23 protein-coding genes, 1 tRNA gene and 1 riboswitch are annotated in these 22,374 nt (G+C 71.2%); of the genes, 14 read left to right on the top strand and 10 right to left on the bottom strand.

All coding sequences use genetic code 11. From position 1 onward, the window contains the following. Positions 1 to 6: 6 nt before the first annotated feature. Entirely contained in the window at positions 7 to 747 is a 741-nt protein-coding gene (locus ACIBK9_RS03985; protein WP_125640997.1) for a DUF3662 and FHA domain-containing protein, read from the bottom strand. A 198-nt stretch (positions 748 to 945) separates the two neighbouring features. On the opposite strand from ACIBK9_RS03985, the gene ACIBK9_RS03980 reads away from it, so the two are divergent. Both ACIBK9_RS03980 and pdhA read left to right on the top strand, forming a co-directional pair. Then, a tRNA-Leu gene (locus ACIBK9_RS03980) sits at positions 946 to 1,028 on the top strand. Between the two features lie 386 nt (positions 1,029 to 1,414). Further along, the gene (gene pdhA, locus ACIBK9_RS03975; RefSeq protein WP_358291002.1) at positions 1,415 to 2,482 is read left to right on the top strand and encodes a pyruvate dehydrogenase (acetyl-transferring) E1 component subunit alpha; all 1,068 of its coding nucleotides are present in this window, start codon (positions 1,415 to 1,417) and stop codon (positions 2,480 to 2,482) included. Here the strand turns inward: pdhA and ACIBK9_RS03970 are convergent. After that, the gene (locus ACIBK9_RS03970; RefSeq protein WP_357982951.1) at positions 2,452 to 3,498 is read right to left on the bottom strand and encodes a hemolysin family protein; all 1,047 of its coding nucleotides are present in this window, start codon (positions 3,496 to 3,498) and stop codon (positions 2,452 to 2,454) included. The genes pdhA and ACIBK9_RS03970 overlap by 31 nt on opposite strands. Beyond that, positions 3,495 to 4,841, bottom strand: a complete 1,347-nt coding sequence (locus tag ACIBK9_RS03965) for a hemolysin family protein (RefSeq protein WP_397154977.1) — start codon at positions 4,839 to 4,841, stop codon at positions 3,495 to 3,497. The genes ACIBK9_RS03970 and ACIBK9_RS03965 overlap by 4 nt, the downstream gene beginning before the upstream one ends. Before the next feature lie 244 nt (positions 4,842 to 5,085). Between ACIBK9_RS03965 and ACIBK9_RS03960 the strand changes: the two genes are divergently transcribed. Continuing rightward, a complete protein-coding gene (locus ACIBK9_RS03960) occupies positions 5,086 to 6,348 on the top strand; it encodes an LCP family protein (RefSeq protein ID WP_397154975.1) in 1,263 nt (420 codons plus the stop codon). Positions 6,349 to 6,405: 57 nt separating this feature from the next. Here the strand turns inward: ACIBK9_RS03960 and ACIBK9_RS03955 are convergent, their stop codons facing one another. After that, positions 6,406 to 7,056, bottom strand: a complete 651-nt coding sequence (locus tag ACIBK9_RS03955; protein WP_397154973.1) for a GPP34 family phosphoprotein — start codon at positions 7,054 to 7,056, stop codon at positions 6,406 to 6,408. A gap of 23 nt (positions 7,057 to 7,079) precedes the next feature. On the opposite strand from ACIBK9_RS03955, the gene ACIBK9_RS03950 reads away from it, so the two are divergent. From ACIBK9_RS03950 to ACIBK9_RS03935, 4 genes are all read left to right on the top strand, one after another. Beyond that, on the top strand, positions 7,080 to 7,685 hold the full coding sequence (locus ACIBK9_RS03950; RefSeq protein ID WP_397154971.1) for a TenA family protein: 606 nt from the start codon (positions 7,080 to 7,082) through the stop codon (positions 7,683 to 7,685). Between the two features lie 37 nt (positions 7,686 to 7,722). Continuing rightward, complete coding sequence (locus ACIBK9_RS03945; RefSeq protein ID WP_387672027.1) at positions 7,723 to 8,601, top strand: Fpg/Nei family DNA glycosylase; 879 nt, start codon at positions 7,723 to 7,725, stop codon at positions 8,599 to 8,601. Between the two features lie 26 nt (positions 8,602 to 8,627). Continuing rightward, the gene (locus tag ACIBK9_RS03940; protein WP_352318274.1) at positions 8,628 to 8,951 is read left to right on the top strand and encodes a rhodanese-like domain-containing protein; all 324 of its coding nucleotides are present in this window, start codon (positions 8,628 to 8,630) and stop codon (positions 8,949 to 8,951) included. A gap of 51 nt (positions 8,952 to 9,002) precedes the next feature. Further along, a riboswitch (TPP riboswitch) is annotated at positions 9,003 to 9,116 on the top strand. Further along, positions 9,107 to 10,444, top strand: coding sequence for a purine-cytosine permease family protein (locus ACIBK9_RS03935; RefSeq protein ID WP_397154968.1), 1,338 nt, complete (start codon positions 9,107 to 9,109; stop codon positions 10,442 to 10,444). It overlaps the preceding riboswitch by 10 nt. Here ACIBK9_RS03935 and ACIBK9_RS03930 read toward each other — a convergent pair. Then, complete coding sequence (locus ACIBK9_RS03930) at positions 10,430 to 11,002, bottom strand: methylated-DNA--[protein]-cysteine S-methyltransferase (RefSeq protein ID WP_397154966.1); 573 nt, start codon at positions 11,000 to 11,002, stop codon at positions 10,430 to 10,432. The genes ACIBK9_RS03935 and ACIBK9_RS03930 overlap by 15 nt on opposite strands. 95 nt (positions 11,003 to 11,097) lie before the next feature. Between ACIBK9_RS03930 and ACIBK9_RS03925 the strand changes: the two genes are divergently transcribed. Together ACIBK9_RS03925 and ACIBK9_RS03920 are read left to right on the top strand one after the other, a co-directional pair. Beyond that, positions 11,098 to 12,966 carry an ATP-binding protein gene (locus ACIBK9_RS03925; protein ID WP_397154964.1) on the top strand — a complete coding sequence of 623 codons (1,869 nt, stop codon included), beginning with the start codon at positions 11,098 to 11,100 and terminating at the stop codon, positions 12,964 to 12,966. A 151-nt stretch (positions 12,967 to 13,117) separates the two neighbouring features. After that, positions 13,118 to 13,543: an ATP-binding protein gene (locus tag ACIBK9_RS03920; protein WP_352363279.1), complete on the top strand. Its 426-nt coding sequence runs from the start codon at positions 13,118 to 13,120 to the stop codon at positions 13,541 to 13,543. On the opposite strand, the gene ACIBK9_RS03915 is transcribed toward ACIBK9_RS03920, so the two are convergent. The 3 genes from ACIBK9_RS03915 to ACIBK9_RS03905 form a co-directional block, all read right to left on the bottom strand. Then, positions 13,540 to 14,181: a YidC/Oxa1 family membrane protein insertase gene (locus ACIBK9_RS03915; protein WP_397154962.1), complete on the bottom strand. Its 642-nt coding sequence runs from the start codon at positions 14,179 to 14,181 to the stop codon at positions 13,540 to 13,542. The genes ACIBK9_RS03920 and ACIBK9_RS03915 overlap by 4 nt on opposite strands. 75 nt (positions 14,182 to 14,256) lie before the next feature. After that, a complete protein-coding gene (locus ACIBK9_RS03910) occupies positions 14,257 to 14,457 on the bottom strand; it encodes a DUF6412 domain-containing protein (RefSeq protein WP_352318263.1) in 201 nt (66 codons plus the stop codon). Continuing rightward, complete coding sequence (locus ACIBK9_RS03905; protein WP_358290981.1) at positions 14,454 to 14,627, bottom strand: hypothetical protein; 174 nt, start codon at positions 14,625 to 14,627, stop codon at positions 14,454 to 14,456. The genes ACIBK9_RS03910 and ACIBK9_RS03905 overlap by 4 nt, the downstream gene beginning before the upstream one ends. A gap of 106 nt (positions 14,628 to 14,733) precedes the next feature. On the opposite strand from ACIBK9_RS03905, the gene ACIBK9_RS03900 reads away from it, so the two are divergent. Together ACIBK9_RS03900 and ACIBK9_RS03895 are read left to right on the top strand one after the other, a co-directional pair. Next, positions 14,734 to 15,432 (top strand): response regulator transcription factor, encoded by a 699-nt coding sequence (locus ACIBK9_RS03900; RefSeq protein WP_358290979.1) that lies wholly within the window; start codon positions 14,734 to 14,736, stop codon positions 15,430 to 15,432. Further along, positions 15,429 to 16,553, top strand: a complete 1,125-nt coding sequence (locus ACIBK9_RS03895) for a HAMP domain-containing sensor histidine kinase (RefSeq protein WP_364327934.1) — start codon at positions 15,429 to 15,431, stop codon at positions 16,551 to 16,553. Before ACIBK9_RS03900 ends, ACIBK9_RS03895 begins: the two co-directional genes overlap by 4 nt. Positions 16,554 to 16,636: 83 nt before the next feature. Here ACIBK9_RS03895 and ACIBK9_RS03890 read toward each other — a convergent pair whose 3' ends face one another. Next, a complete protein-coding gene (locus tag ACIBK9_RS03890) occupies positions 16,637 to 17,062 on the bottom strand; it encodes a hypothetical protein (RefSeq protein ID WP_358290975.1) in 426 nt (141 codons plus the stop codon). 160 nt (positions 17,063 to 17,222) lie between these two features. Here ACIBK9_RS03890 and ACIBK9_RS03885 point away from each other — a divergent pair, with 160 nt between their 5' ends. From ACIBK9_RS03885 to mptB, 3 genes are all read left to right on the top strand, one after another. Continuing rightward, the gene (locus ACIBK9_RS03885) at positions 17,223 to 17,570 is read left to right on the top strand and encodes an STAS domain-containing protein (protein ID WP_352318253.1); all 348 of its coding nucleotides are present in this window, start codon (positions 17,223 to 17,225) and stop codon (positions 17,568 to 17,570) included. Further along, positions 17,567 to 18,298 (top strand): glycosyltransferase family 2 protein, encoded by a 732-nt coding sequence (locus ACIBK9_RS03880; RefSeq protein WP_397154958.1) that lies wholly within the window; start codon positions 17,567 to 17,569, stop codon positions 18,296 to 18,298. The genes ACIBK9_RS03885 and ACIBK9_RS03880 overlap by 4 nt, the downstream gene beginning before the upstream one ends. A 212-nt stretch (positions 18,299 to 18,510) precedes the next feature. Then, a complete protein-coding gene (gene mptB, locus ACIBK9_RS03875; RefSeq protein WP_397154956.1) occupies positions 18,511 to 20,037 on the top strand; it encodes a polyprenol phosphomannose-dependent alpha 1,6 mannosyltransferase MptB in 1,527 nt (508 codons plus the stop codon). On the opposite strand, the gene ACIBK9_RS03870 is transcribed toward mptB, so the two are convergent. Continuing rightward, complete coding sequence (locus ACIBK9_RS03870; RefSeq protein ID WP_397154954.1) at positions 19,922 to 22,270, bottom strand: hypothetical protein; 2,349 nt, start codon at positions 22,268 to 22,270, stop codon at positions 19,922 to 19,924. The two genes, mptB and ACIBK9_RS03870, sit on opposite strands and share 116 nt — an antisense overlap. Between the last annotated feature and the right edge of the window lie 104 nt (positions 22,271 to 22,374).

Raw genomic sequence — 22,374 nt, 5'->3', positions numbered from 1 at the left:
CTACCCCTAATCGCGCCGGAACACCAGAGTCGTGCGTCCCAGCGTCACTCGCGTGCCGTTCTGGAGCTCGATTCTGCGTACCGGCTGGCCGTTGACGAAGGTGCCGTTCGTCGAACCGAGATCGACGAGGGCCACGAGCTGCCCCTCGACGCGCAGCTCCGCATGGTGCCGCGAGACTCCCGGATCGACAAGACGAAGATCGCAGTCGGTGCCCCTGCCTAGCAAGGTCACCGGCGTGGTGAGCTCGTAGGAGCGGTCGCCCTGCGGGTCGTCCTGGGTGGAGACGAGCAGCCTGGGCCGCCCGTTGAAGGCCCCGGGCCTGGACGGGGGCAGGTCGCTCGCCGGCTGGCGGATCTCGTCCTGCTCGACCGTCGCGCCGCGGATGACGCCGGACCGGATGCGGAACAGGCCCACAGCCAGGTCTCCGGCGGTCTCGAAGCGCACCCGGACCGGTCCCACGAAGGAGTAGCCCTGTTCCTTGGCGTACTCCCTGGCGAGGTTGGCCAGCTCGTGGCTGATGCTGTCGGCGTAGACCTCAAGCCGTTCGCTGTCGGTCGTGGACAGCTCCACCACGAAGTCGTTGGGCACGAGCGTCCGGCCCTGTGCGACGATCGCCGCCCGCTCGTCCATCTCCCGTTGAACCGCGCTGGCGACCTCGACCGGCTGAAGGTCAGATTTGAACGCCCGCGCAAAGGCCCCCTCAACCAAGCCTTCGAGCCTTCGCTCGAAGCGCTGAAGGACTCCCACCGGGTACCTCCCTTCTTCCCTGCATATGATCGCGGCCCCAGACGCTTCCGGCGCCCGGTTTCCGCTCGTCCCACGAGGCGGCGTCGTGACGCTCGTTGCCAGTCGCGCCCAGCTCCTCCGCTTCCGTGTCTTCTGCGATCGTATCCGGGTTCAGTACCAGTGGCTGTTCCGTGCTACTGTTTCTCCGCACCCACAAACGGGCGGGTGGCGGAACGGCAGACGCGCACGGTTCAGGTCCGTGTGTCCGAAAGGACGTGAGGGTTCAAATCCCTCCTCGCCCACTCGGTGACTAGGGGATCCTTGGTCGCCGGCCTTACAGGTCGGCTTCCTCGGGTCCCCTCGTCATATCTGCCCGGGGGATAACCCCCGGACCCCCAGGGGGACAAGCGTTCGGGGGATTCTCCCCCGGACCCCCGTCCATGAGGGTTGCTGTTCGTGGGTCTGGCCCACCGTTTCGTACTGGGTCTTGCTGCGCAAGGGTCCTGGGATTTCTTTCTTGTGACGTGGTTCTTGGACCTTAGGTCAGCCGGCTTGCAGCGAACTTTCTGGTGGCTTGCGTGATTTAGGTCACATTGGTTTGGTGGGCGGGTTCGGGTGATCCTGAGGGCTACGGCAAACTGTGGCCGCTGGGTTTCTGTTCAGGGGGTTGCCGCACATGGATGACTCGATGGTTCAGCTGCTCACGCCCTCCGGTGAGCGCGTGGAGCATCCGGAATATCCGCTGGTCGTCTCGGATGATGAGATCCGGGATCTTTATCGGGATCTCGTGACCGTCCGGCGGATCGACTCCGAGGCCGTCGCGCTCGCCCGTCAGGGGGAGCTGGGGCTGTGGACGTCCCTGCTCGGGCAGGAGGCCGCCCAGGTCGGCTCCGGGCGCGCCGTCGGGGATCTGGACGCCGTCTTCCCCTCCTACCGGGAGCACGGGGTCGCCTACTGCCGGGGGATGGACCCCCTCGACGTGGTCGCCATGTGGCGCGGCGTCAACCACGGCGGCTGGGACCCGTCCCGGCACAACTTCTTCCTGTACACGATCGTCATCGGGACGCAGGCGCTGCACGCCACCGGTTACGCGATGGGCATGCAGCGCGACGGCGTCATCGGCACCGACAAGGCCGGGGCGACCATCGTCTACTTCGGCGACGGCGCCACCTCACAGGGCGACGTGAACGAGGCGTTCGTCTTCGCGGGCGCCTGCCACGCGCCGATCGTGTTCTTCTGCCAGAACAACCAGTGGGCCATCTCCGAGCCCCAGGAACGCCAGTCGCGGATCCCGCTGTACCGCCGGGCCGAGGGCTTCGGGTTCCCCGGCGTCCGGGTCGACGGGAACGACGTGCTGGCCTGCCTCGCGGTCACGCGCAAGGCGCTGGCCGACGCCCGGTCGGGGCAGGGGCCCACGCTCATCGAGGCGTTCACGTACCGGATGGGGGCGCACACCACCTCCGACGACCCCACCCGCTACCGGGCCAAGGACGACGTCGAGGCGTGGCGGCGGCGCGACCCCATCGAGCGGGTCAGGGCGTACCTGACCGCGGCCGGCACCGGCGACGACTTCTTCCGCGAGGTCGAGGCCGACGCCGCCAAGATCGGGGCCGAGCTGCGCAGGCGGCTGCTCGAACTGCCCGACCCGGCCCCTTCGGCGATCTTCGAACACGTCTACGCCGAGCCGCACCCGCTCATCGAGGCCGAGCGGGCGCAGCACGCCGCCTACCTCGACGGGTTCGCCGCCGGGGAGTAGGCGCGCGAGGCGGCCTTGGTGTCCAGGAGCTCGCCCAGCAGGTCCGTGAGGCTCACCATGCCGATGACCGCGCCGCCCTGGCCGGTGACCAGCGCCAGGTGCGCGCGGGCCTCCTGAAGGGCCGTCACGGCCTCGGGGACCTGCGTGACGCACGCGAGCCTCGGCAGCGGCCTGGCGAGCTCACCGGCCGTACGCGTGGGCTGCAGGAGGGCGTCACGGGCGTGCAGGACGCCCTCGATTCCGGCCGGACCGCCCACGAGCAGCCGCAGGTGGCCGCTGCCCGCCGCCCTGGCCCTGATCTGGGCCGACCCGGCGGCCGGCGGCACCTTCACGGCCCGGTCGATCGGCACCATCAGACGCTCGATGCCCTCGGCCTGCAGCCGCAGCGCGCGGGTGAGCAGGTCGTGCTCCTCACGGTCGAGCAGGCCCATCCGGCCCGACTCGCCCACCAGCATGGCGAGCTGCCGGGGCGTCCTGGTGGTGGCCAGCTCGTCGCGCGGCTGCACGCCGAACAGGCGCAGGATCAGGTTGGTCAGCCCGTTGAGCGACGACAGCAGCGGGCGCATGAGCTGCGTGAACCCGCGGAACGGCAGCGTCAGCACCAGCGCCGCCCGCTCGGGGTGCGTCAGCGCCCACGACTTGGGGGCCATCTCGCCCACCACCATGTGCAGGAACGTCACCAGCGCCAGCGCGATCGTGAGCGCGATCGGCATGCGCAGCGACTCCGGCACGCCGACGGCGGCGAAGACCGGCTCCAGGAAGTGCTCGATGGCCGGCTCGGTGACCTGGCCGAGGCCCAGCGTGCACAGCGTGATGCCGAGCTGCGCGCCGGCCAGCATGAGCGAGAGCTGACGCCCGCCGCCCACGGCCGACTTGGCCGCGACCCGGACCAGGCGGTTGCCGCCCGAGGCCATCTCCTCCAGGCGGTGCCGCCTGGCGGAGACGAACGCGAACTCGGCGGCCACGAACAGCGCGTTGAAGAACAGCAGCGCGAGGCTGACCAGGATCATCGTCATCGGGACGCCTCCGCGTGCTGCACGGGCGCGAGCCGCACCCATTCGGGCACCCGGCGGTTGAGCGACATGACGGTCAGCTCGGCCAGGTGCTCGGCCGCGTCGTCGGCGAACGGGTCGGCGACCCCCTCGATGGGGACGATCACCATGTCGCCGGGGTCGGGCATCCGGCCCAGCCGGGCCAGCACCAGACCGGCGAGGGTGTCGTAGTCGTCGCTCTCCGGCAGCGCGACGCCGGTCGCGCGCTCGACCTCGTCCAGCCTGAGCCAGCCGGGCACCTCCCAGACGCCGCCGGACCGCTCGACGGCGCCCGCCGGCTCGGGGTCGTTCTCGTCGACGAGCTCGCCGACCAGCTCCTCGGCCAGGTCCTCGACGGTGAGCACGCCGGCCAGGCCGCCGTACTCGTCGATGACGCAGACGATGTCGTCGTTGGCCGCCCGCATCCGGTCGAGGACGGCCGGCAGCGGCAGCGAGTCGGGCACCAGCAGCGCGGGGCGGGTGATGCTGCCGACCAGGCCCTCGTCCAGGCCGGACTCCAGCAGCTCGCGCACGCCCGTCACGCCCACCACGTCGCCGTCGTCACCGACGACGGGGTAGCGGGAGTGGCCGCGTTCGCGCATGACCTCCACCAGGTCGGAGATGGGCTGGGAGTCGCGCAGCGCCACCACGCGGGGGCGCGGCACCATGATCTCCTCGGCGCTGTGGTCGCCGAACTCCAGGGCGCGCTCCAGCAGCTCCGACAACCTCGGGGGCAGCTCGCCCGCCTGGGTCGACTCCTCGATGATCCGGGAGAGCTCCTCGGGGGTGGCCCCGTGCTCGACCTCCTCGACCGGCTCGATGCCGACGCGGCGGAGCAGCCCGGTGGCGGCCGAGTCGAACAGCTTGACCACCGGCCCGACGACCGCCAGGTAGACCAGCGTGGACCCGGCCAGGAACTTGGCCACCGGCTCGGGCCTGGCGATGCCGAGGTTCTTCGGCGCCAGCTCGCCGAGCACCATCTGCACCACGGTCGCCACGAACACGCCGGCGGCCACGGACAGCCCCGTGATCGCCGCGTCGGGCAGGCCCGTGCCGTCGAGCCAGGGCCGTACCAGGACGGAGATGGCCGGCTCGGCCAGGAAGCCGACGAGCAGGGCCGTGACGGTGATGCCGAGCTGGGCGCCCGAGAGCATGAACGAGAGCCGGGAGGTCACCTGGAGCGCCTTTTCGGCCTGGGTGTCACCGGCGGCGGCCTGCTCGCGCAGGAGGCCCCGGTCGGCGGCGACGAAGGCGAACTCCTGGGCGACGAAGTACCCGGTGGCGGCGGTGAGGAGGAAAAGGGCCAGTAGGCCGAGATAGGCGCTCACCGGGGTGAGCCCTCAGAGGAACCCGTGCCGAGGCACGGGCCAAGACTCCACGAGTCCGGAGCGGACACGATCATCCCTTCGATAGAGGTCGTCCATAACGCTAACGACGCAGTCCGCGTCTATGTTTCCGCAGTGACTCTCCGCTAGTTGTGTGTACTTGTCCGTGGGAGAAACTTGGTGAGATGTCTTCACTGCCAGGGGGTTGGACGTAGCGTCTATGGCATACCGAAGGGAAGAAGGCGAAGTGTCTGAGGACGACCGTACGCGGGCCATGCGCTCGCCGGGCGACGGCCGCCCGCTGCCACCGAGGCCCGGCGACGGGCAGCGTTCCGGTGGCGCACCCGCCCACCGGGTCCCGCCGGGCGTGCCGAACGCGGCCACGTCCAAGCTGCCCGCCTACTCCGACGAGCAGCCGCCTCCGCCGCCTCCGCCGCCTCCCCGATCGGGCAAGGTCTACGGACGCGAGCGTGCCGGGAACAGCCCGGTCAAACCGCTCAGGGCGGCGGGCGAGACCGCGCCGAAGGAGCCGCGCGGGCCCAGGGGGCCGCGGGTGCGCGGCCGGACCGTCCTGAAGATCGTCGCGGGCCTGGTCGCGCTGCTCCTGGTGGCGTCCGTCGGCCTGTTCTTCTGGATCAACTCCCGGTTGGCGGGCATCGACGGGGTGCTCGACGAGTACCCGGGCCGGCCCGCCGACACGCCTGGCACCAACTGGCTGCTGGTGGGCTCCGACAGCCGCAAGGGCCTGACCGCGGCCGAGCGCAAGAAGCTGGCCACCGGGCGCGCGGTCGGGCAGCGCACCGACTCGATGATGCTGCTGCACATCTCCGACAACGGCGACAAGCCCACCCTGGTCAGCCTGCCGCGCGACTCGGCGGTGACCATTCCGGGGCGCGGGCGCGACAAGCTCAACGCGGCGTACGCGTCCGGCGGGCCGAAGCTGCTGGTCCGCACGATCGAGACGGTCACCGGCGTGCACGTCGACAACTACATGGAGATCGGCTTCGCCGGCTTCGTGGACATCGTGGACGCGATCGGCGGCGTCGAGATCAACGTCCGGGCCGACGTCGACGACCCCAAGGCCGGGCTCAAGCTCAAGAAGGGCAAGCAGGTGCTCAACGGCGCCCAGGCCCTCGGCTACGTGCGCACCCGCAAGGGCGGCGCGCTGCCGGACTTCGAGCGCACCAAGCGGCAGCGGCAGTTCCTCGGCGCGGTGGTGAAGAAGGCCGCCAGTCCGGGCGTGCTGATCAACCCGTTCACCTCGATCCCGCTGGCCATGAGCGCCACGGACGCGGTCGAGGTCGACTCCGGCACCGGCGCGTTCGACATGCTCTCGCTGGGGCTGGCGATGGGCGACAGCCCGGTCACGACGGTGGTGCCGTTCGGCGGGAACGAGATCGTCGCCGGCGGCGGCGCGGCGGTCAAGTGGGACCGGCTCAAGGCGCTGGCCCTCTTCGACGCGCTGAAGGCCGACAAGCCGGTGCCGAAGGAGATCGTGGACGCCGGTTGACCCGTTCCCGCATAGGCGCGAGCCTCGCGGGAACGGCCGGGCCCGGTCAGGGCCGGCTCAGGTCGTGGTGGCGGCGACGACCGCGGCGGTGGAGGCGGTGGCGGCGATGGCCGCGGTGATGGCGGTGATCGTCTTGGCGACCGCCTGGCCGGCCCACTCGCCCTCGGCGATCTCCTTGACGCGCTCGCGGTCGGCGCCCGGGAAGGCTTTGCGGTCGAGCTTCGCCGCGTGCATGATCGCGATCAGCGTGGCGGTGCGCTCGTCGGGGTCGGCGCCCGCGAGGACGGCCGTGACGCGTTCGCGCACGTCGGCCTCCACCTGGGGGTCCGCCTCCGGCCAGCGCGTGGTCGGGAAGATGCCCAGGACCCGGCCGCGCTCCTCGGCCAGCACGCCCGCCTCGGCGAGCCTGGCGAGCAGGCGCCTGCGCAGCTTGTCCGACTGCAGCCGCTGCACCCACCACGCGGGCTTCCTGGCCTTGCCGTCCTCGGCCATGCGGGCGAGGGCGGCGTCGAGCTCGGCGTCGCCCAGCGGGGTGGGGTCCGTCACCGTCACCTTGTCGTCGGCCAGCTCGACGCGGCCCGCGGCGGCCAGCTCGGCGAGGATCGCGCCGCCGAGCGCGGGGTCGAGCTGGACGCCTCCGATGAGCTGCTTGCCGGTTTCCTCGTCGTGGGCGAGGAGGAGGAGTTCTTCGGCGATCGTCACGGTCATGTCCCGACACTAACCTCCCAGGCATGAGCATTTCGGAAAGACTTCACGCGATCGGCCGGCCCTTGCTCCAGGCGCAGCTGGACCATCCCACGGTGGCCGGCATCGGGCGCGGCGACCTGCCGGAGCCGGTCTTCCGGTCCTGGCTGGAGCAGGACTACCTGTACCTGCTCGACTATGTGCGGGTGTTCTCCAGGCTGGCCTGGCAGGCGCCGGACGGGCATCTGGGAGACCTGGTGGATCTGGCGTACGCGACGTACCACGACGAGCTGCGGCTGCATCGGTCGTTGTCGGCGGAGTTCGGGGCCGATCTGGACAACGCGGTGAAGGGGCCGGCGTGTGTGGCGTACACGGCGTTCCTGCTGGAGGCGGCGGGGTCGTACGGGGAGGGGTTGGCCGCGCTTTATCCGTGTATGTGGGGATATTCGAGTCTTGGGAAGATTCTCGCCGAGAACCCGCCCGCCGAGCCGCGGTACCGGGCCTGGGTGGACACCTACGCCGACCCCGCGTTCGCGGCGCTGACCGTACGGATCGGGCAGATGATCGACGAGGCCGACCCCGACCCCGTGCGGGCGGAGGCGCTGTTCGCCGAGGGCATGGCACACGAGCTCGCCTTCTGGGACGTGCCGTAGTCGCGTGCCGGTCCGGTGCGCGCCATACCCTGGGGGCATGCCGGAACTTCCCGAGGTGGAGTCGCTCACCAACTTCCTGCGCGAGCGGGCGGTCGGCCGTTCGATCGCCGGCGTCGACGTCGTCGGCTTCCAGGCGCTCAAGACGTTCGACCCGCCGGTCACCGCGCTCGGCGGGCTCACCGTCACGAACGTGTCGAGGCACGGCAAGTTCCTCGACCTCGACTGCGACGGCCTGCACCTGATCATCCATCTGGCCCGCGCCGGCTGGCTGCGCTGGCGCGACGACCTGACCGGCGCGCGGCCGGTGCGGCCGGGCAAGGGGCCGCTGGCCGTACGCGTACGGCTGGCGCCGGACGACGACGGCCTGGCCCCCGGCTTCGAGCTGACCGAGGCCGGCACGCAGAAACGGCTGGCCGTCTACGTCACCGACAAGCCGGAGGACGTGCCCGGCGTCGCCGCGCTGGGCCCCGACCCGCTCGACGACGCCTTCACCGTCGAGGCGCTCAAGCGCATCGTGGGCGGCAACCGCACCCAGATCAAGGGGCTGCTGCGCGACCAGAAGGTGATCGCGGGCATCGGCAACGCCTACTCCGACGAGGTGCTGCACGCGGCGAGGATGTCGCCGTTCAAGATCGCCGCGACGCTGACCGACGCCCAGATCGCCGACCTGCACGAGGCCATCGTGACGACGTTGCGCGACGCCGTCGAACGGGCGCACGGGCTGGCCGCCAAAGACCTCAAGGCGGAGAAGAAGTCCGGGCTGCGCGTGCACAACCGGGCCGGCCAGCCGTGCGACGTGTGCGGCGACACGATCCGCGAGGTGTCCTTCGCCGACTCCGCGCTCCAGTACTGCCCGACCTGCCAGACGGGCGGGAAGCCGCTGGCCGACCGGCGGATGTCGCGCCTGCTCAAGTAGGGTCCCGGGCGCGGGATGATGGAGGCATGACCGTTCCAGAGATCGACGTCACCGCCGTTCCCGACGACGCCTACCTGCTCGACGTCCGCGAGCAGGACGAGTGGCTGGCCGGCCACGCCCCCGAGGCCGTGCACATCCCCATGTCGCAGATCCAGGGCCGGGTCGAGGAGGTGCCCGCCGACCGCACCGTCTACGTGGTGTGCCGGGTCGGCGGCCGGTCGATGCAGGTCACGGCGTGGCTCAACCAGCTCGGGCGCGACGCCGTCAACGTGGGCGGCGGCATGCAGTCGTGGGAGTTCGCGCGCCGTCCGATGGTCAGCGAGACCGGGCAGGATCCTTTCGTGGCCTGAATGCCCCACTGTGGCGGTTCCGCCGCCATTGAGGCATGATGAGGGCGCCAACTGCATAGTCGCGGGAGCTCGGGGTGCCGGGCTGAGAGGGCAGCAACACAGCCGCTGCCGACCGCCTGAACCTGTCCGGGTAATGCCGGCGTAGGGAGTGTGCGATGACGCATGTCGTCGACGAAGTTCCGCTGACCCTTGACGGCGCGCCCCCCAAGACCCTCGGCGTCCTCGACCAGGGCGCGCTCTGGGCCAACCTCGGTGTCAGCCTCCTCGGCTTCTCCGGCGCGCTCGTCCTGATCGATCCTCTGGGCAACGCGCCGCTCAGCCTCGTGGCCGCGCTCACGGCCGCCGTGGTCGGCAGCCTCATCGGCACGGCCATGGTCGGCCTGTCGGCCATTCCCGGCACGCAGACCGGGCGGCCGGCGATGGTGCTGCTGCGCGGGCTGTTCGGGGCGAAGATGTCGTACGTCCCGTCCGTGCTGAACATCGTGCAGATGCTCGGCTGGGGGGCCTTCGAGCTCTGGGTGATCGCCAAGGCCGCGAACGCGATCTTCGGAAGCGTCCCGTACCAGGTGTGGGTGGTGGTGGCGGGGGTGCTGACCACCGCGCTCGCCGTCTGGCCGCTCGGGTCGATCCGGCTGCTGCGCCGGTACGTGACCGCCGGCGTGATCGTGTCGCTGATCTGGTTCACCGTGTCGTTCCTGGGCGAGGCGCCGACGTACACGGGCGGGTCCTGGACGGCCTTCGCCCCGGCCGTCGACTACGTCATCGCCCTGTCGGTGTCGTGGGTGCCGATGGCCGCCGACTTCGCCAGGCACTCGCGTTCCAGCCGGGCCGCCTTCACCGGCGTCGTCGGCGGCTACACCGTCGCCCAGGTGGCCTGCCTGGCCCTCGGCGTGTACGCGGTGGCCATCGCGGGCGCCCAGGCGGTCCAGGCCGACGGCATGGTCGTGTTCCAGCCGTTCGTCGCGGCGCCGCTGGGCGCGCTGTTCTTCGGCATCCTGGTGCTGCGCGAGACCGACCAGTCCTTCGCCAACGTCTACTCCACCACCGTCTCGCTGCAGAACCTGATGCCGAAGGTGGACCGGCGGATCGTCTCGACCGCGATCGGCGTGCTCACCACCGCGATCGCCCTGGTCGTGGACGTCACCTCCTACGGCGCGTTCCTCGGGGTGATCGGCGCGGTGTTCGTGCCGATGTTCGCGGTGCTGGCCGTCGACTACTTCGTGCTCGGCGGCGCGGCCCGCTGGAACACCGCCGAGGACGCGCCCTCGCGCTGGCTGATGCTGCTGCCGTGGGCGCTGGGCTTCGCCGCCTACTGGTTCACCACCTCGACGCCCACGGTCGCCGGCTGGGACGACTTCTGGGCGTCCGCCCGCGAGGCCGTCGGCTTCACGCGGGAGCCGTGGATGAACGGCGCGCTCGGCGGCGCGCTGGTCGCGGCCCTGGTGACGCTGATCATCGGCGTGCTCGGCCGGCGTCGCTCAGCGGCCCGCTGAGACCCGGCGTTCGACGTTGAGCAGGTGCTGCTTGGCGGCCACGCCTCCGGCGTAGTCGCCGAGCTCGCCGTCCTCACGGACCACCCGATGACAGGGCACGATCACGCACACCGGGTTGGCGCCGATCGCGTTGCCGACCGCGCGAAGGGCGCGCGGCCGTCCGATGCTCGCGCCGATCTCCTCGTACGTCGTGGTCGTGCCGTAGGGCACCGCCATGGTCTTCTGCAGCACGGTACGGGCGAACGGTGTGGCCAGCGCGAGGTCCACCGGCGTGGCGAAGGTGCGCAGCCGGCCGGAGAAGTACGCGTCGAGCTCCCGGCGCACCGGGTCGAGGCGGCGGGCGTCGGGCCCGATGAACGTGCCGACCTCCTTGGCCACCCGCTCGAACACGGTGTTCTCGGCCTCGAAACTGCAGGCCGCGATGCCCTTGCCGGTCACCGCGAGCACCAGCCTGCCCACGGCGCCGTCGTAGGTGCCGAACGCGATGTGTGGCGGCCCCTCGCCCTTGTAGGTGCTGGAGGTCACTCTCAGCAGGGCATCGAGGTCGCTGCTCGACATGCCGCTCACCCGTTTCAGCCACCGGAATCTTCGTGAGCGCAGCGTATCGGACGGATCGCCCGTCAGACCCACCACGCCACGTGCACTATGGAGGTGTGGGATACGCATGGGTCGGGAGTGACGAGGAGATCGCTCGCGCCGTGCTCGCCGGGTCCCCCAACGCCGTGGTGGCGCTCGACCGCGACCAGAGCGTGCTGGTCTGGAACGCGGCGGCCGAGCACCTGTTCGGCTGGACGGCGGCCGAGATGCTGGGTCGCCGGGCGCCGATCGTCCCCGACGAGCTGGCCGCCGAGCACAACGCGGTGCTGGAGCGCGTCCGCACCGGGGGCCAGGTGTCGCTGCGCACCAAGCGCGTCCACAAGGACGGCAGGCCGCTCGACCTGCGGGTGGACATCAACGCCCTGCGCATGGGCAACTCCGTGGTCGGCTACGTCCTGGCCCACCATCCCGCGCGGGCCGACGAGGTCGCCGGGCTGCGCATGGAACGCCGGGCCAGGCTGGTGCGCCGGCTCACCGACGTGGTCGGCGACATCAACTCCGAGCTGGAGCTGCCGGCCGTGCTCGACCGCATCTCGGCCAGCCTCACCGAGCTGACGGGCGCGGACGCGGGCGGGTTCGTGCTGATCGAGGGCGAGCGGCTGCGGCTGGTCAGCACGTACCGGCTGCCGGAGACGCTCAGGGGCACCACCACCGGCCTGCGGACGAGCCTGGTGGACAAGCTCTTACGGACGGGCAAGACCGTCATGCTGGAGTCCCAGGGGCTCGGCGACCTGGTGTGGGCCAGGCTCAACGGGCTGCACACGATCGCGCTCGGCCTGGCCGCGGTCGGCGGCCGCCCCTACGGGGCCCTTTACGCGTTGTTCGCCGGGCCCGCCCCCGGCCACCTGGAGCTGGAGCTGCTCGAACTGCTGGCCGGGCACGCCGGCATCGCGGTCGGCAACGCGGTGGCCTACCAGGAGGCGGTGCGGCAGCGGGCGCACGAGCGGGCCGTGTTCGACGCCAGCGCCGACGGCATCGCCGTGCTGGACGACGCCGGCCGGGTCGTGCGCTGGAACCCCGCCGCGGCCGAGCTGACCGCCTTCCCCGCCGACGCGGTGCTCGGCGGCCCGCCGCCGTTCCCGCTGCCCAGCCCCGGCGAGAAGCTCACCTTCCAGCTGGAGAACGGGCGCTGGCTGGACGTGGTGAGCGCGCGCATCGAGGAGACCGGCGAGATCGTCATCGACTTCCGCGACGTCACCCAGGCCAAGGAGCTGGAGGAGGCCAAGGACCTCTTCCTGGCCACCACCAGCCACGAGCTGCGCACGCCGATCACGATCGTGCGCGGGTTCGCCGGCACGCTCGACGCGCGCTGGGACAAGATGAGCGACGCGGAACGCCGCTCGGCCGTGCACACGATCGCCGAGCGGGCCGGATCGCTGGGCCAGCTCATGGACCACCTGCTGCTGGGAGCCAGGGCGGGCGCGGACGAGCTGGCCGTGCGGATCGAGGCGTTCGACCTAGCGGCCCGGATCCACGCGGCCACGCTCGGCCTCCCCGCGTTGTCCGACCGCCACCGCGTCGAAGTACGCATCCCGGACGAATTGCCGCCGGTGCTGGGTGACGCCCTGGCAACCGACATCGTTTTGGGGCAATTGCTGGAGAACGCGTTTAAATATTCCCCAATGGGTGGATTGATCTGTGTTGAAGCTTGGCCCGAAGACGACGGCGTGGTCGTAGTGGTGGATGACGAGGGGGTCGGAATCCCACCGCCTGACCGCGAACGGATCTTTGAGCGCTTCGTCCAGGTGGACAGCGGGGACCGGAGACGCTTTGGTGGAGTGGGGCTCGGGCTCTACATCGTGCGCAGTCTGGCCAGGGCACAGGGGGGAGAAGTGAGTGCTCAACCGAGGCCCGGAGGGGGTACGAGGATGCGGTTGATCCTGAGGCGCGCTTCCCCTATCCGATCCGACACACCGATGCGGTAACGAGGTGGTCACAGTTGAGCTGATCTATCGTCCAATGTGTACAAGCTGTGATCGAGATGCGGTTTCTGCGATTGGCTAACGGGGCATTTCGGTCGTACCGGGGAGTGTTCCCGCGGGGGGCACAGGGAACGGGGAGGTGGGTGTGTCAAGCGTGGTGCTGCTGCCGTACGCGCCGTCCAGCGTCGCCGTCGCCCGCCAGCGTCTGAGCACTGACCTGCAGGATTGTGGGGTCTACACCGCCGCGATCGACGATGCGGTGCTGGTGGTGAGCGAGTTGCTGAGCAACGCGCTGCGGCACGCGCATCCGCTGCCTTCAGGCATGGTGAGGGTCGCCTGGATGCGTAGCGACGATCACATAGAGGTGGCGGTCAGCGACGGGGGTGCGGCGACGGAGCCGCGGGCGGGCCGCCCGACCCTGTCTTCGCTCGGGGGCCGGGGGCTGGGGATCGTCGAATACGTGGCTGAGAGCTGGGGGGTTCGTCACGACGGTGACACGACGACGGTGTGGGCCATCCTGCCCGCACCCAACGGGGCGGCGGTGAACGGGCAGGTCGCGGCCCTGAAGGAGGCCGGTTAGGCGGTCCTGGCCGCCAGTACGGCCCGTTCGGTGACGGCCCACGCCGTGGAGACCAGGAGGTACAGGCCGGCCGCAAGGGGGAGCACGAGCACGGCCAGCGCGGAGCCGTACGGCAACAGCGGCATGACCTTGCGCAGCAACTCCGGCTGCTCCTCCGACACCTTGATCGAGCGTGCCGACAGCCATGCCAGCAGCACGAGCCCCGCGATCACGATGACAAAGACCGAAACCGGCCAACTGATCAGTCCGAAATTGGCCACCACGCCCGCGAGCTGCTGGCCCAGCGGCGCCCCGAACAGAGTGTGACCGGCCAGTGCCGTCGGGTGCGTGGCCACCCTGAACATCAGCCACAGGAACGGCAATTGCGCCAGCATCGGCAAGATCCCCGCGAACGGCGACGTGCCCTCCCGGGCGTACAGAGCGGTCAGCTCCTGGGACAGCCGCTCGGGATCGCGCCCATGGCGCTTGCGCAGCTCCTGCAACTTGGGCGCGAGCCGCTGCCGGACCTGGCCGGCCCGCGCCTGCCGGACGTTGAGCGGCAGCAGGACCAGGCGTACGGCGAGGGTGAACAGCACGATGGCGAGCGCGGCATGGCCGCCGGACACGCCGATGACGAACGTGACAAGTGAATCGATCATGAGCCCTTCAGACATGACGACGGATCAGGGCTCACCCATGACGATGAGCCCCGCTTTGACGGAAGCGGGGCTCGCCTAAGGCGCTCGTGGACGCGGGCGTCCGGCCGCGTCGGGATCGCGCAGCCGCTGGAAGGCCGTGCGGCGCGCGTAGGTCAGCGGGAAGCCGGGAGACTCACCGCCGAGGACGGGCGGCAACGTGGCCGCCCACGTGGCCAGCAGGAGGATCGCCATCATGGTGATCCCCACCAGCCACGGATCGAACAGAAGCGACGTCACTGCGACGAACGGGACTTACCGACGACGGTGACGGTGATGAAGACGATCAGGCCGACGACCCCGACGATCAGGGCGAACTTGAACAGACCTGCCAGCAGGGGCAGGAGGAAGTTGAACAGCACGAAGAGACCGAGAAGGGTCCCTAAAACGAGCATCACGACTCTACTCATGAGGCCACCGTACGTCCTGCGAGCATGATCCGCGAGGCTTACGAACCTGTGACGTCCATGTCCGCCACCATGTCCGCCACGTGGGGCTCAGCCGTACGGTGAGACGGTGAACACCCGCATCCTGGTGGTCGACGACGATCCGACCGTGTCCGAGGTCGTGGCGCGCTATCTGGAGCGCGACGGGCACGAGGTGGAGTGCGTGGGCGACGGCGCCGAGGCGCTGCGCAGGGCCCTGGCCGACCCGCCCGACCTCATGGTGCTCGACCTGATGCTGCCCAGGATCGACGGGCTCCAGGTGTGCAGGAAGCTCAGGGAGCGGTGGCCGGTCCCGGTGATCATGCTGACCGCGCTCGGCGAGGAGATCGACCGGGTGGTGGGCCTGGAGACCGGGGCCGACGACTACGTGACGAAGCCGTTCAGCCCCCGGGAGCTGGCCTTGCGCGTGCAGTCGGTGCTGCGCCGGGCGCGGGGGGCGTCGGTCACGGCCGGCACCGGCGTGCTGCGCGACGGCGACCTCGTCGTGGACGTCGGCGCCCACGAGGTGCGGCTCGGCGGCGCGCAGGTGATGCTGACGGCCAGGGAGTTCGACCTGCTGGCCTACCTCATGCGCAACCCGCGGCAGGCGTTCAGCAGGTCGGCGCTGCTCGACCAGGTGTGGGGATGGTCGTTCGGCGACTCCTCGACCGTGACCGTGCACGTGCGGCGGCTGCGGGAGAAGGTCGAGGCGGACCCGACCGAGCCGCGGCGGATCGTCACGGTCTGGGGTGTCGGCTACCGGTACGAGCCGCAGGAGAGCGCGGGGTGACGCCTCCCGATCCCATGGTGTCGGTGAGCGAGCTGCCCATGGTCGTGGCCGTCTCGGCGGGGCTGGGGCTGCTGGTCGCCGCCGCCGGCGTATGGGCCATGGGACGGCTGCGGACCAGGTCGATCGGGGTGATGCTGGCCGTCGTGGTGGTGGTCGCCGTGGCGGCGACGCTGGCGGGCGTGGTCGCCATCACCATGAAGATGATCATCGAGGGGGCGGTCAAGGACTTCGTGCTCAGCGTGGTCGCGGTGGGCGGCCTGGTGGGGCTCGGGGTCGCGTTCGTGCTGGCCAGGCGGGTGGTGGGGGAGAGCAGGCGGCTGGTGGCGGCCGTGCGCGACGTGCCGTTCAGGGCGCCGCTGGGGTTGCCGGCCGAGCTCCAGGAGATCGCGAGCACCCTTGAGGAGGCGTACGCGCGGGAACGCGCGCTCGAAGGCGCGCGCCGGGAACTGGTCGCCTGGGTGAGCCACGACCTGCGCACGCCGCTCGCCGGCCTGCGGGCCATGGCCGAGGCCCTGGAGGACGGGGTGGTGGCCGACCACGAGACGGTCGCGCGCTACCACGGCCAGATCAAGCTGGAGGTCGAACGGCTCTCGGCCATGGTGGACGACCTGTTCGAGCTGTCGCGCATCCACGCGGGCGCGTTGCGGCTCTCGCGGGCCAGGATCGGGCTCGCCGACCTCGTCGCGGACACGCTGGCCGGGGTCGAGCCGCTGGCCAGGGCCAAGGGGGTGGTGCTCACGGCGGAGGCGGCGGGGGCCGTGCCCGTGGAGGCCGACGCGGCGGCGCTGGGCCGGGCCCTGCGGAACCTGGTCGTCAACGCCATCCGGCACACGCCGTCGGAACGGGCCGTGGTGCTGCGGGCGGGGGTGGACGAGCAGGGGATGGCCTGCCTCTCGGTGGCCGACGGTTGCGGGGGGATTCCCGAGGAGGATCTGCCTCGGGTGTTCGAGGTGGCGTTCCGGGGGGAGGCCGCGCGTACGCCCACCGCCGACGGCGGCGCCGGGCTCGGGCTGGCGATCGCCCAGGGGATCGTCGAGGCGCATGATGGGATGATCGGGGTGGTCAACGAAGGACCGGGGTGCCGGTTCGAGATCCGGTTGCCCCTGGTGTCTGGAAGTTGACGTTCCCGCACGGTGTCCTGCCTCGATCTTCCGCTGTGGTCTCGCTTCCTCGATCGTGGGTCGCCCGGGTCTGGGCGCCCGGGTCAGGCGGGTTCGGGGAGCGCGGTGTCGCGTTGCCCGAACGACTCCGACATCGCCCGGAATGTCGGGCAGGGCCAGCGCCACATGCAGCTCCGGCACCGCAGGATCGGGTTGGCGGTGTCGCTCGTGATGCCACCCGCGTCGCGCGGCTGGTGCAGGTCGAGCAGCCGCAGCCCGAGCTCGGCGAACCTGAGCAGGTCGGCGCGGGAGCCGGCCAGGAAGTCGAGGTCTTCGCTCGCCAGCCTGGTGCGGATCGGGACGTAGCCCTCGTGGTTCAGCAGACTGCGCAGGCGCGCTGCTTCGTCATGCCATGACGTGGCCTTTTCTGTGCGGATGAGGATGGTCTCCAGACGTTCCCGGAGCCCCTGACGCTGTGGATCTTCAGGTTTCTCTGCATTCATCGATACGAGGCCCATGGGGCGGGCCACAGCCCCTCCTTCTCCATGAAGCGTTGCCGGTTCCGGTGTCACGCTGTCAAGCTTCGCGTACTCTCCGTTTTGATGGAGCCCAAACGGAGGACAAAAACCTGTCGTTCCCCTCTCGGCGTGACAACGTGACCGGAAGCCTCCGCGCCGCTAGCCTGCCCATGTGGAGCTCAAGGTCTCGACTCGATCACATGCCGGGTGCGCACTCGTTGCCATCACCGGAGAAATCGACCTCTATACGGCGCCTCACCTGCAGGCCGAGTTCACTCGGCTGCTGCAGGACGAGCCCAGCCGAGTGGTCATCGACATGTCCGCCGTGGATTTCTGCGACTCCACGGGGATGAACGTGCTGCTCTCGGCGCTCAAGCGCATGAAAGAGCGGGGAGGTGTGCTGGAGGTGGCCGCGCCGCGTCCGGCCGTCCGCAAGATCCTGCAGGTGACGGGGCTCGTCTCGGTGTTCACCGTGCATGACGAGCTGCCGCAGGAGTTCCTCATCACCGAGGGATCATGACGCAGGCTGACACGGCCGTCGTCATTCCCGCGGTGAACGAGGGCGACCGCATCGCCGCCACCGTCGCCGCGGCGGCCGGCCTGCCGGGCGTCGATCTCGTCGTGGTCGTCGACGACGGCTCGCACGACCGCACCGGCAAGGTGGCGCGGGCGGCGGGCGCGCGGGTGGTCCGCCACAGCCGCAACCGCGGCAAGGCCGCGGCCATGGAGACGGGCGCTGAGGCCGTACGCCTCCTCGACGAGGACCGTACCCCTCGCCACCTGCTCTTCCTCGACGCCGACCTGGGTGACACGGCGAGCGCCGCGGCGCCGCTGGTGGAGCCCGTGCGCGAGGGCAAGGCCGACATGACGATCGCGCTGTTCGGCACGCGGGTGAAGCTCGGCGGCCATGGGTTAGTCGTGCGCGTGTCCAAAGACGGCATCCGCCGCGCCACCGGCTTCGAGGCCGCCCAGCCGCTCAACGGCCAGCGTTGCCTGACCCGAGCCGCCTTCGAGGCCGCCCGGCCGCTGGCGCACGGGTTCGGCGTGGAGACGGCGCTCACCATCGACCTGCTGCGCAAGGGGTTCAGGGTCGTCGAGGTCGAGGTGGAGATGTCCCACCGGGCCACCGGCAACGACTGGCGGGCCCAGCTGCACCGCGCCCGGCAGTTGCGGGACGTCGCTCTGGCTCTGGCGAGCCGGGAGCCGGTGGTCGTCGAAAATCTCGGCAAACTCCTTCCTAAGCGGTGATTTCGTGCTCCGGGTTATCCACAGGCGTGGATGATCTGGGGCTGGGGCCGTGACGAGTGTGCTGGAATTTGCGGGTGACTTCGGAGAGACGCCGCAAACAGCCACAAGCCCCACCCTTCCGGGTGGCATCGCTGCGGCTTCCGTGGTCTGCCGCCGACCGGCGCCGGTTCCCGGCGGGCGGAGGCGGGGTCGTCGCGTGGGGTGGGCGGCCGGTGTTCGCCCGGGCCTCCGCGGCCGGTGGGCGGGCGGCGGCGCCTCGGCCGGGGCGGCTCGTCGACGCCGTTCGAGCGCGGCTCGCGGTTCCCGGGCTGGTGATGATCGCGGTCTCGGTGCTCCTGACGATCACGATCGGGTTGCTCGGGCCCTCTCCCATGGTTCCCGCGCTGGGCGGGCCGGGGTGGCAGCCGCCGTACTGGCTGGATGCCCGTCCTGATCCTTATGCGGTGCTCGTCCTGGGCGCGGCGGCATTGCTCATCGGCGGGGCCGGGCTGCTGGCGGCGCTGGCCGCCGGGCCGCGTCCCGGGCTGCGGGTCCGGCCGCTGGTGCTGCTCGGTTGTCTCGCCGCGGGGGTGCTCGCGTTCCTGCCTCCCTCGGGCTCCGGCGACCACCTCAACTACGCCGTGTACGGCCGGATGGTCACGCTGGGGCTCAACCCCTACACGCACGGCGCCGTCGACCTGCCGGGCGATCCCATCGCCGACGCGGTCGAGCGGCCGTGGCGCGAGGAACCCAGCGTCTACGGGCCCGTCGCCACCGCTCTGCAGGCGCTGGCGAGCTGGATCGGCGGCGACTCGCTCCGGTTGACCGTCTTCGTGCTGGCGGTGTTCAACGCCGCCGCCTTCGTCGTCACGGCCCTGCTGATCGACCGCTTCACCAGGGATGACCCCGCCCGGCGGCTGCGGGCCGCCCTGTTGTGGGCGGTCAATCCGCTCCTGCTCTACCACCTGGTCGCGGGCATGCACGCCGACACCCTGGCCATCGCCTGCATGGTGGCCGCGCTGCTGGCCAGGGCACGTCCGGTCGCGTCGGGGGTGCTGCTCGGGCTCGGGGTGGCGACGAAGCTCAACGCGGGGCTGGTGGCGCTGGGGCCCGCGTGGGAGCTGCGCCGCCGTCCTGGGCGGCTCGCCGTCATGGCGGCCGGCGCGCTGGCCGTGGTGGTCGTCGGCTACGCGGTCGTCGGGCCCGAGGCGATCACGCCGGTGACGACCACCAGCAAGGCGATCTCGCACGCCTCGTTCTGGAAGCTGGTGCAGGGGTGGCTCTGGGCCCTGGTGGGCACCGGGCGCGCGTACCGGGGCGAGATCCAGGTGGGCGCGCTGGTGGTGCTCGCGCTCGTCGCCTGGTCGTTGCTCCGGCTGGCGTCCCGGCGGTCCGCCTTCCGCGAGGGGGCCTCAGGAGGGCTGGAGGCGCCGGTCGTGGCGGCGGCGCTCGTCGTGGCCTACCTGTTCGCCACGCCGTACATCCTGCCCTGGTACGACGGGCTGGCGTTCGGCATGCTCGCCCTGGTGGGCGCCTCGGCCGTCGACGGGTTCATGGTCGCCCACCTGCTGGTCCTGTCCCTGGCCTACCTGCCCGCCCGGGTCGACGGGCAGCCGCGGGGCGTCGAATGGCTCAGTGGCGTCCTCAGGCCTCAGATCGCGTGGGCGCTGCTGGCGTTGACCGTTCTGCTGGTGGTGTGGGCGTGGCGAGCTGGAGGGCCCGTACGCAGGCCGCGAGCGTCAGCGGCACCGCCACCGTGAGCGCCATGGCCGGGATGGCGATGCCCGAGTCGTTCATCAGGAAGCCGATGAAGGCGCAGGTGAGCGTCCCGAACAGGCCGGCCCTGAGCGGCGGGGCCAGCGTGTACGCCTGCCCCAGCGCCGAGATCCCCCATCGCGACGGGCGGGCCAGCACCAGGAACAGGAACGCCAGCGCGACCAGCGAGAGCAGGGTCAGCGGCCAGTTGCCCACGGTCACGCCGATCATGGCCCCGAACTTGCGTCCGACCACGGTCCACGCCTGGCCGTCGATGATCTGCTGCACGAACGCGCCGAGGTGGGTGCGCCTGTCGGCCGGGCGCATCCAGTCGAAGATCGAGATGGCGGCGATCAGCGCGACCGCGCCCACCCCCACGAGCAGGAGTTTCACCACCGACACCCGCCTGCCGGACAGCAGGATGAGGAAGACCGCCACCCCGATCACGAACGCCGGGACACCGCCGAAGTCGGCGCCCCACGAGGGCGAACCGTCCGCGAAGACGGCGAAGGCGCCGTACAGGCCGCACAGCGCCACGACCACCGTCCTGGAGACGCCCCTGCCGAGCAGCCAATGCGCCACCCCGGCCAGGCCGAGAACCGTGCCGGTGGCGTAGACGGCGAAGGCGATGTTGCTGAAGCCGTAGAACCGTCCTCCGGTGACGGGTTCGTAGCCGGTCACGGCGTTGACCTGGAGGGCCGAGCCGGTCATCACGTCGATCAGAAGGGCGAGCGAGGTGACGGCCGCGACCACGGTGAGCGGGCCGAGCACGTGCGCACGCCAGGGGCCGGCGAACGCGAGGCCGGTGATCAGGGCGGCGATGGCCAGGATCGTCACGATCACCGAGACCATCGGCATCGGCAGGCTCCACCACGGCACGAGCTGGGCCAGGAACGTGGAGACGGCGATGGCGCCGCTGACCGTCGCCACCACCTGGATGGCGGCCAGCAGCTTCGAGGCGTCGGCCGGGTCGCCGCCCGCAGCCGGGGCAGGGTGGTCGTTCGCCTGGGGAGCGCCCGGCACGGCGGCGGTCGCCGTGGGCGTGCGGTCGGCCGACGAGCCGGCGGCGTCGGAGGCGGGCAGGGCCTGCCGGGCACGGGAGGAGCGGCGGCGGCGCAGCGCCAGGGCGGCCAGCGCGTAGAAGAGCAGCTGGACGCTCACCAGGACGGTGAAGAAGGGCCCGCGTACGTCCCGGAGCACCTGGCTGGCCAGGTCGCCGTCGGCCAGTCGGGTCACCGTGGCGGCGGCCGGCGCGGAGGCGTCGCCGTCGGGCTGCCAGGCGCGGCCGACCACGTCGCGGGGGGCGGTCAGGCCCAGGAGCTGGATGGCGGTGGCGGTGAGGTCGGTGATGGTGACCAGGCCGTCCTGGCGGGTGGAGGAGGCGGTGAGAGAGCCACCCCGCGGGTACGGCTGCCCGCTCGGGGACGGTCCCGTGGCGAGGGCCGCGTGCAGGTGGGCGTTCGGGCTGAGGTCGGAGATGCCGGCGAGCAGGACGGTGGTGTTCTGGGGCACTTTGCCGATCAGGGCGGCGATCTGCTGGTCTGCCCTGGTTACGGCGGCTTGGCGTTCGGCGGCCGGGAGCGAGACCGGGATGCCGTGATCGTCGAGGGGGCCGCGGGCCCAGGCGGTGGTGAGGTCGGCGGCTTCGAAGACGATCAGGTTGTAGGGGGTCAGGTCGTTCAGGGCGTCGAGGGTGGGGGCGTATTTGGTGATTTTTCCGGTCTTGTCGGCGGCGGCGAGGGCGGCGCCGGGGCCGATCGCCGCCACCTTGCCTCCGCCGTCCGCCACCAACTGGCCGAGCGTGCCGATCTGGGCCGCGTAGCCGGTGTCGGCCTGGAAGGCCACCAGCTCCCGCCACCCGGGGACGGTGGCGCCCTCCCCAGCGGGCTGAGGAGGCGTCGCGGCGGGGCAGCCCTGTCCGGGGGTGCCGGCGCGCTGACCGGCGGAGACGGTCAGCCAGCCGGCCATGGGGCAGGTGAGGCCACGGTCCTTGGGCGGGACGGCGCGGGTGGACAGTGACGCCGAGCTGCCCTGGGCGACGAGCTTCCACAGGGTCGGCGTGCCCGACTCGCTGAAGTCACTCCACTGGAGGCCGGGGACGCCGACCACGACGACCCGCCGCCCTGCCGGCCCGCCTTGCCCCGGGACGCCGTTGCCCGAGGCCGCCGCGGCGCTCCCCTGGGCGGCGGCGGCCGTGCCGGGGAGGAGGAGGGCGGCGATCAGGAGGCCGAGGAGCACCGTGATGAGATGGCGGCGCGCCCGAGGCGCCGCTGCACCGAGATCGTGCAGGGGCTTGGGGTGGGCGCTCGGGGTCGCGGGGCGTACGCGACGCGCTTGGTGCT

It is taken from the genome of Nonomuraea sp. NPDC050227, assembly GCF_044459705.1.
Classification (GTDB): Bacteria; Actinomycetota; Actinomycetes; order Streptosporangiales; family Streptosporangiaceae; genus Nonomuraea.
Note: the sequence above shows the minus strand (reverse complement) of the source record. Positions and strands in the feature narration are given on the sequence as shown.

Excerpts from the sequence above, each read along its gene's own strand:
- ACIBK9_RS03935 (WP_397154968.1), top strand. The coding sequence starts at position 9,107 with ATGACGCATGTCGTCGACGAAGTTCCGCTGACCCTTGACGGCGCGCCC.
- ACIBK9_RS03930 (WP_397154966.1), bottom strand. The coding sequence starts at position 11,002 with ATGTCGAGCAGCGACCTCGATGCCCTGCTGAGAGTGACCTCCAGCACC.
- ACIBK9_RS03945 (WP_387672027.1), top strand. The coding sequence starts at position 7,723 with ATGCCGGAACTTCCCGAGGTGGAGTCGCTCACCAACTTCCTGCGCGAG.
- ACIBK9_RS03955 (WP_397154973.1), bottom strand. The coding sequence starts at position 7,056 with ATGACCGTGACGATCGCCGAAGAACTCCTCCTCCTCGCCCACGACGAG.
- ACIBK9_RS03905 (WP_358290981.1), bottom strand. The coding sequence starts at position 14,627 with ATGAGTAGAGTCGTGATGCTCGTTTTAGGGACCCTTCTCGGTCTCTTC.
- ACIBK9_RS03970 (WP_357982951.1), bottom strand. The coding sequence starts at position 3,498 with ATGACGATGATCCTGGTCAGCCTCGCGCTGCTGTTCTTCAACGCGCTG.
- ACIBK9_RS03940 (WP_352318274.1), top strand. The coding sequence starts at position 8,628 with ATGACCGTTCCAGAGATCGACGTCACCGCCGTTCCCGACGACGCCTAC.
- ACIBK9_RS03880 (WP_397154958.1), top strand. The coding sequence starts at position 17,567 with ATGACGCAGGCTGACACGGCCGTCGTCATTCCCGCGGTGAACGAGGGC.
- pdhA (WP_358291002.1), top strand. The coding sequence starts at position 1,415 with ATGGTTCAGCTGCTCACGCCCTCCGGTGAGCGCGTGGAGCATCCGGAA.
- ACIBK9_RS03950 (WP_397154971.1), top strand. The coding sequence starts at position 7,080 with ATGAGCATTTCGGAAAGACTTCACGCGATCGGCCGGCCCTTGCTCCAG.
- ACIBK9_RS03915 (WP_397154962.1), bottom strand. The coding sequence starts at position 14,181 with ATGATCGATTCACTTGTCACGTTCGTCATCGGCGTGTCCGGCGGCCAT.